This window comes from Kitasatospora sp. NPDC004272, from assembly GCF_053603035.1.
This window is the reverse complement of sequence record NZ_JBSGET010000249.1, coordinates 1-5443: the sequence shown is the minus strand read 5'-3', so window position 1 is coordinate 5443 and position 5443 is coordinate 1. Positions and strand designations below refer to the sequence as shown.

General features: G+C 75.4%; 7 protein-coding genes. 2 read left to right on the top strand and 5 right to left on the bottom strand.

The window, feature by feature from the left end:
- Positions 1-201 precede the first annotated feature (201 nt).
- The 5 genes from ACWEO5_RS37895 to ACWEO5_RS37875 all read right to left on the bottom strand — a co-directional run bounded on the left by ACWEO5_RS37895 (position 202) and on the right by ACWEO5_RS37875 (position 3260).
- Positions 202-861, bottom strand: coding sequence for an alpha-ketoglutarate-dependent dioxygenase AlkB family protein (locus ACWEO5_RS37895; RefSeq protein ID WP_452166620.1), 660 nt, complete (start codon positions 859-861; stop codon positions 202-204).
- Position 862: 1 nt separating this feature from the next.
- Complete coding sequence (locus ACWEO5_RS37890) at positions 863-1420, bottom strand: hypothetical protein (protein ID WP_452166619.1); 558 nt, start codon at positions 1418-1420, stop codon at positions 863-865.
- A gap of 156 nt (positions 1421-1576) precedes the next feature.
- Positions 1577-1864: a metal-binding protein gene (locus tag ACWEO5_RS37885; protein WP_452166618.1), complete on the bottom strand. Its 288-nt coding sequence runs from the start codon at positions 1862-1864 to the stop codon at positions 1577-1579.
- 44 nt (positions 1865-1908) lie between these two features.
- Positions 1909-2676, bottom strand: a complete 768-nt coding sequence (locus ACWEO5_RS37880) for a 2OG-Fe(II) oxygenase (RefSeq protein ID WP_452166617.1) — start codon at positions 2674-2676, stop codon at positions 1909-1911.
- A gap of 77 nt (positions 2677-2753) precedes the next feature.
- The gene (locus ACWEO5_RS37875; protein WP_452166616.1) at positions 2754-3260 is read right to left on the bottom strand and encodes a methylated-DNA--[protein]-cysteine S-methyltransferase; all 507 of its coding nucleotides are present in this window, start codon (positions 3258-3260) and stop codon (positions 2754-2756) included.
- A 237-nt stretch (positions 3261-3497) separates the two neighbouring features.
- Here ACWEO5_RS37875 and ACWEO5_RS37870 point away from each other — a divergent pair, with 237 nt between their 5' ends.
- Complete coding sequence (locus ACWEO5_RS37870) at positions 3498-4331, top strand: SAM-dependent methyltransferase (RefSeq protein ID WP_452166615.1); 834 nt, start codon at positions 3498-3500, stop codon at positions 4329-4331.
- Positions 4332-4506: 175 nt separating this feature from the next.
- Positions 4507-5443 (top strand): serine/threonine-protein kinase (locus ACWEO5_RS37865; protein WP_452166614.1); only part of this gene is annotated, 937 nt, incomplete at its 3' end.

Here is a 5443-nt window from a genome sequence, read left to right as displayed (position 1 = left end):
GGCGTCCGGTGCGTGCTGTCGGCGTGCCGGACGGAAGCCCTCGTACTGGATGTACTCGGGTTTTCGGCCGGTGCGGCGAGAGTGCGTGCCGGGCGCCGCGACGGGCGAAGGTTGCCTGACGCGGCACTAGGTCCTCGGAGGCGGGGTGCGGGTGGGTACGTCGGTGGAGGTGAGCGGGGCGGGACGGCCGGACGGGCGGGGTCAGCCGGTCAGGCCGGTGACCCGCATGGTGAGGTTGAGCCGACCGCTCGCCAGGCCGGTCGCGGGGTCACCGGTACCGGGCAGGACCTTCGGGACGCCGTGGTACGCGAAGCGGGACGGGCCGCCGAAGACGAACAGGTCGCCGGAGGCGAGTTCCACGTCCGTGTAGGGCTTGTTGCGGTTCTCGGTGTTGCCGAAGCGGAAGACGCAGGTGTCGCCGATGCTCAGCGAGACGACCGGGGCGCCGGAGCGCTCGTCCTTGTCCTGGTGCATGCCCAGGGTGGCCCGGTCGTCGTAGAAGTTGATCAGCGCCGTGTCGGGGGCGTAGTCGTCGCCCGCCGCCGGGTCCTGGTAGGCGTCCACCAGGGCGCGCCGGCCGAGGTCGGCGAGCCAGCCGGGGAACGGCGCGACGCGGTGGCCGTTGACGTCACCGGCGGTGCGGGTGTAGCGGTACGGCTGCCAGTGCCAGCCGATGCACACCGTCTGCACCGACATCACCCCGCCGCGCGGCAGCCTGGTGTGCCGGATCGGCACCGGGGCCGATGCCCAGCCCCGGCAGGCCACCACCAGTTCGCGCTGCTGCTCGACGGTGAGCCAGCCGGGGACGTGGACGGCGCCCGGGGCGAGCTGCATCCGGGGACGCGGAATGAGTGCCGCCATCTCAGCCCTCCGGGTCGTCGTGGTCGTCGTGGATGATCAGGCCGCCGCCGACGCACCAGCTGCCGCCGTCGGGGGACGCGCCGCGCAAGCCCTCCAGGGTTTCGGCGCCCGCCAGTTCGAGGACCGCGACGTCCCCGAGCGGGGCGAAGGCGAACGTCCGGTCCGGACGCCAGTCGGTGCTGTGCCGCAGGCGCCGGCTCAGCTGCGCCCAGCCCCGCGCGGCGCCGGTGACGACCCAGGCGTCCGGCGCCCCCGCCGTCAGGCGCCGGGCCGGGCGCAGCCAGGAAGCGGCGTCCTCGGGCCAGTCGACGACGGTCAGGACGGTGCCGTGCGCGGACTGCCAGACCTCCGCGAAGGCGCGGGCGGCCGCGCGGGACGCGTCGTCCCGGCCGTGGCCGACCGCGACCGACTCGACCGACGGCCTCGCACCGGCCAACAGCCTGACCAGCCGGGCGAGTTCGGCCCCGGTGTGGGCGCCCGGCGGCGCCGGCCGGTACCCGCCCGGGCGGCCGACCAGCGGCGAGCCCGGACGCCCGCGACTCTCGGTCAGCCGTCCCACGTCATCTCCTCGCACCGGCTCTCCCCACCACGTCGACACACCGCATACGGACGGTACCCGGCCGCACGGACACTCGGCGCCGCCGGCCGGTACCCGCCCGGGCGGCCGACCAGCGGCGAACCCGGACGCCCCCGGCTCTCGGTCAGCCGTCCCACGTCATCTCCTCGCACCGGCTCTCCAACTGCGGTAGCACTCCGGCAGGCACACCGCGCACGGACGGTACCCGGCCGCGCGGGCGGTCGGCTCGTCGGCGAAGAACACCCGGTGCCGGACGTAGCCGCCGCGGGCCACCGCCCGCAGCGCGGACGGGCAGTCGAGGCGTCCGTACAGGCGCCCGGGGCGGTGGCCGCCGAGGGTGCCGGGCGTGTCGCTCGGGTACGGTCGGCCGTCGGCGCCGAGCAGCGTGTACCGACGGGTGCCCCGGTCGGCCGCCCTGGTCGTCATGTCGCCACGTCCTCACGTCCTCATGTCGCCACGTCCTCACGTCGTCACGCGGCATCGTGGAAGACCAGGCCGAGGGTGCGCCGGGTGCCCGAGCGCACCGTGCTGACGCCGTGCCGGACCGGCGCCGTGGACCAGCCGCGGGCCGAGCGGACCGGGCGGTCCCGGGTGGTGAAGACCAGGCCGTGGCCCTGCTGCAGGACGGTGGAGGTGCCGCGGGACTGGGCCCGCGGGCGCTGCTCGACCAGCAGGAACTCGCCGCCCGTGTAGTCGCTGCCGGCTTCGTCCAGGCCGATCACGACCTGCAGCGGGAAGACCAGGTCGCCGTACAGGTCGCGGTGCAGCGCGTTCCAGTCGCCGGCGCCGTAGCGCAGCAGGATCGGGGTGGGCTTGCGCTGCCCGGCCCGGTGGCAGGCGTCCAGCCACTGCTCCAGGGTGTCCGGCCAGGGCGCGGGCCGGCCCAGCTTCGCGGCCCAGTCGCGGGCGATCGGCAGCAGCTTCGGGTAGAGGGCCGCCCGCAGGGTGCTCACCGGTTCCGGGAGCGGGTGGGCGAAGTAGCGGTACTGGCCGGAGCCGAAGCGGTACCGGGCCATGTCGATGGTGGAGCGGAAGTGCCCGGGCTGCTCGTACAGCGCGGCGATCTCGCGGCACTGCGCCGGGGTCAGCAGGCGCGGGGTGGGCGCGCAGCCGTGCGCGTCCAACTCCTCGGTCAGGGCGGACCAGTCGGCCCCGTCGACGGCTTCGACCGCGTCGACGGCTTCGACCGCGTCGGCGGCTTCGACCGCGGCGGCCCCGGGGCGGGTGGTGGTGGTCATGGTTCCTCCGGTGTGCTGCCCGGCTCCGGGGTGGGCTGCCGGGGGTGGGCGCCGTTCGGGCGGCGGGACGGGCTCGCTCAGGCGGCCCGGCCGGCGCCCTCGTGGAGGAGCAGGTGCTGCTTGCGCTCCAGGCCGCCGGCGTAGCCGGTCAGCGAGCCGTCGGCGCCGATCACCCGGTGGCAGGGGCGCACCACGAGCAGCGGGTTGGCGCCGATCGCGGTGCCCAGCGCGCGGACCGCCGTGCGGGGCAGTCCGATCCCGGCGGCGAGCCCGCCGTAGCTGGTGGTGGTGCCGTACGGGATGCCGTCCAGCGCGGACCACACCCGCTGCTGGAAGGCCGTTCCCCGGGTGCGGCAGGTCAGTTCGAACTGCTCGCGGGCGCCGGCGAAGTACTCGTCGAACTGGCGCACCACCTCGGTGAAGGCCGCGGGCGCGTGCTCCCAGCCGGGCCGGACGACGGCGGCGTTCCGCTGGCCCGTCATCGACACCGACGCGAGCGCGAGGCCGCCGCCCGTGCTCGCGGACTCCTCGCCAACCAGCAGCAGGTCGCCCAGCGGGCTCTCGATCGTCATGTGGACGGTCATCGGTCGTTCCTCTCCGGTCGTTCGGGTCGTCGGGCGTCCCGTGCGCACCAGCCTTCGCCATCGGGCGGGTGGTGTCCGGCGGATTTCGGACGTCGCACGCCCGCCCCGCCCCGCCTCCGCCCGGCCCCGCACCGCCCCGCCCCCGAGCGGCCGACGTTCGCTCGAACGGGTGAGCCCGGTGCGCCCCGGGCGTTCGCGGCCACGGGGGCCGACCCGTCCGGGCTAGAGTCCGTTGGCGTGTCACAGACGATCTCCGACGAACCCGTTCCGCCGTACGTCGACCTGACGAAGCCGAGCATCGCCCGGGTGTACGACGCCTTCCTGGGCGGCACCGACCACTACGAGGTGGACCTGGAGGTGGTGCGCCGGGTGACGGAGGTCGCGCCCGAGGCCGTGGACCTCGCGGTCGAGAACCGCGCCTTCCTGATCCGCGTCTGCCGGTACCTGGCCGCGGAGGCCGGGATCACCCAGTTCCTGGACTGCGGTTCGGGCCTGCCCACCGCCGAGAACACCCACACCGTGGTGCAGCGCGCCGATCCGCGGGCCCGGGTCGTCTACGTGGACAACGACCCGATGGTGCTGGCCCACAGCCGCGCCCTGCTGGCGGGCGACGAGCGGACCGCCGTCGTCGCCGGGGACATCTTCGCGCCGGAGGCGCTGCTGCGGGACGCGACGGTGCGGTCCGTCCTGGACTGGGAGCGGCCGATCGCGCTGCTGCAGCTGGGCACGCTGCACCACTACAACGGCGAGGCGGTGCGCACCCGCCGGGAGCTGGTGCGCGCCTACGCCGACGCGCTGCCGTCCGGGTCGTACGTGGCGGTCAGTCACTTCCTGGACCCGGAGGACGAGTACAGCCGGACCGCCCGGAAGATGGAGGAGGTGTTCCTGCACAGCATGATGGGCAGCGGGATCTTCTCCACCCGCGACGAACTGCTGGGACTCTTCGACGGTCTGGAACTGCTCGCCCCCGGCCTGGTCCGGTGCTGCGACTGGTGGCCCGCCGGCCCCCGGCTGAAGCCGCTGACCGCGGGTCGGCGCTGCATCGCGGGCGGCGTCGCGCGCAAGCCCTGAGACCGCTGCCGACGGCCGGCCGGCAGTTGATCGGGCGTCATCTCACCTGTCCGGCGGGCGAGTTCGGACTTCCTGCGGCGGAACGCCGCCTCCGGCGGGAAAACGGAACCACCGGTGAGCTGTACGTGTCACTGTGTCTGTCTGGGTTGGACGGCGACGCGCACGGGGAGGCTCGGTGGCTGCCGAGGGGAACACCGCGGACGGGCGGGCGCAGCGGGCCGTGTTCGTGGGGCCGCACCAGTTGCTGCGGCTGTTGGGCGAGGGCGGGATGGGGGAGGTGTACCTGGCCCGTTCGCCCGGGTTGCGGCTGCTCGCGGTGAAGGTGATCCGGCCCGAGTACGCCGGGGACCCGCAGTTCCAGCGCCGGTTCCGGCAGGAGGTGGAGGCGGCCCGGCGGGTGACCGGTTTCCACACCCCGCCGGTGGTCGACGCGGAGCCGCGCGGGCGGCGGCCCTGGATGGCCACCTCCTACCTGCCCGCGCCGACCCTGGGCGAGGTGGTGCTGCGGTTCGGCCCGCTGGGCGAGGCGGGGGCGCGGGCGCTGGGGGCGGGTCTGGCGGAGGCGCTGGCGGCGATCCACGCGGTGGGGGTGGTGCACCGCGACCTGAAGCCGGGCAACGTGCTGATCGCGCGGGACGGCCCGCGCGTCATCGATTTCGGGATCAGCCGCGCCTTCGACGCCGTCCACCTGACCCGGACGGGCACGGTGTGCGGCACGCCGGGGTACATCGCCCCCGAGCGGGTCGTCTCCGACTCCGTCACCTCCGGGGCGGCGGACCTGTTCTCGCTGGGCTGCGTGCTGGTGCACGCGCTCACCGGCCGGGCGCCGTTCGGCGGCGGTGAGCCCGCCCGGGTCAACCGGCGGGTGGTGTACGAGGAGCCGGACCTGTCCGGGGTGCCCGCGGGGCTGCTGCCGCTGGTCGCCTCCTGCCTGGCCAAGGACCCGGCCCGGCGGCCCTCCCCGGCGGCCGTGCTGGCGGCGCTGGCCCCGGCCGACCCGGCGGCGCTGCTGGGTCCGGGGCTGCTCGCCGACCTCGACGCCCGGGAGCGGCAGGCGGAGGCGGACCTGGGGGCGCCGGCGGCCGAGCCGCCCGCGCTGCCGGTGCGGACCT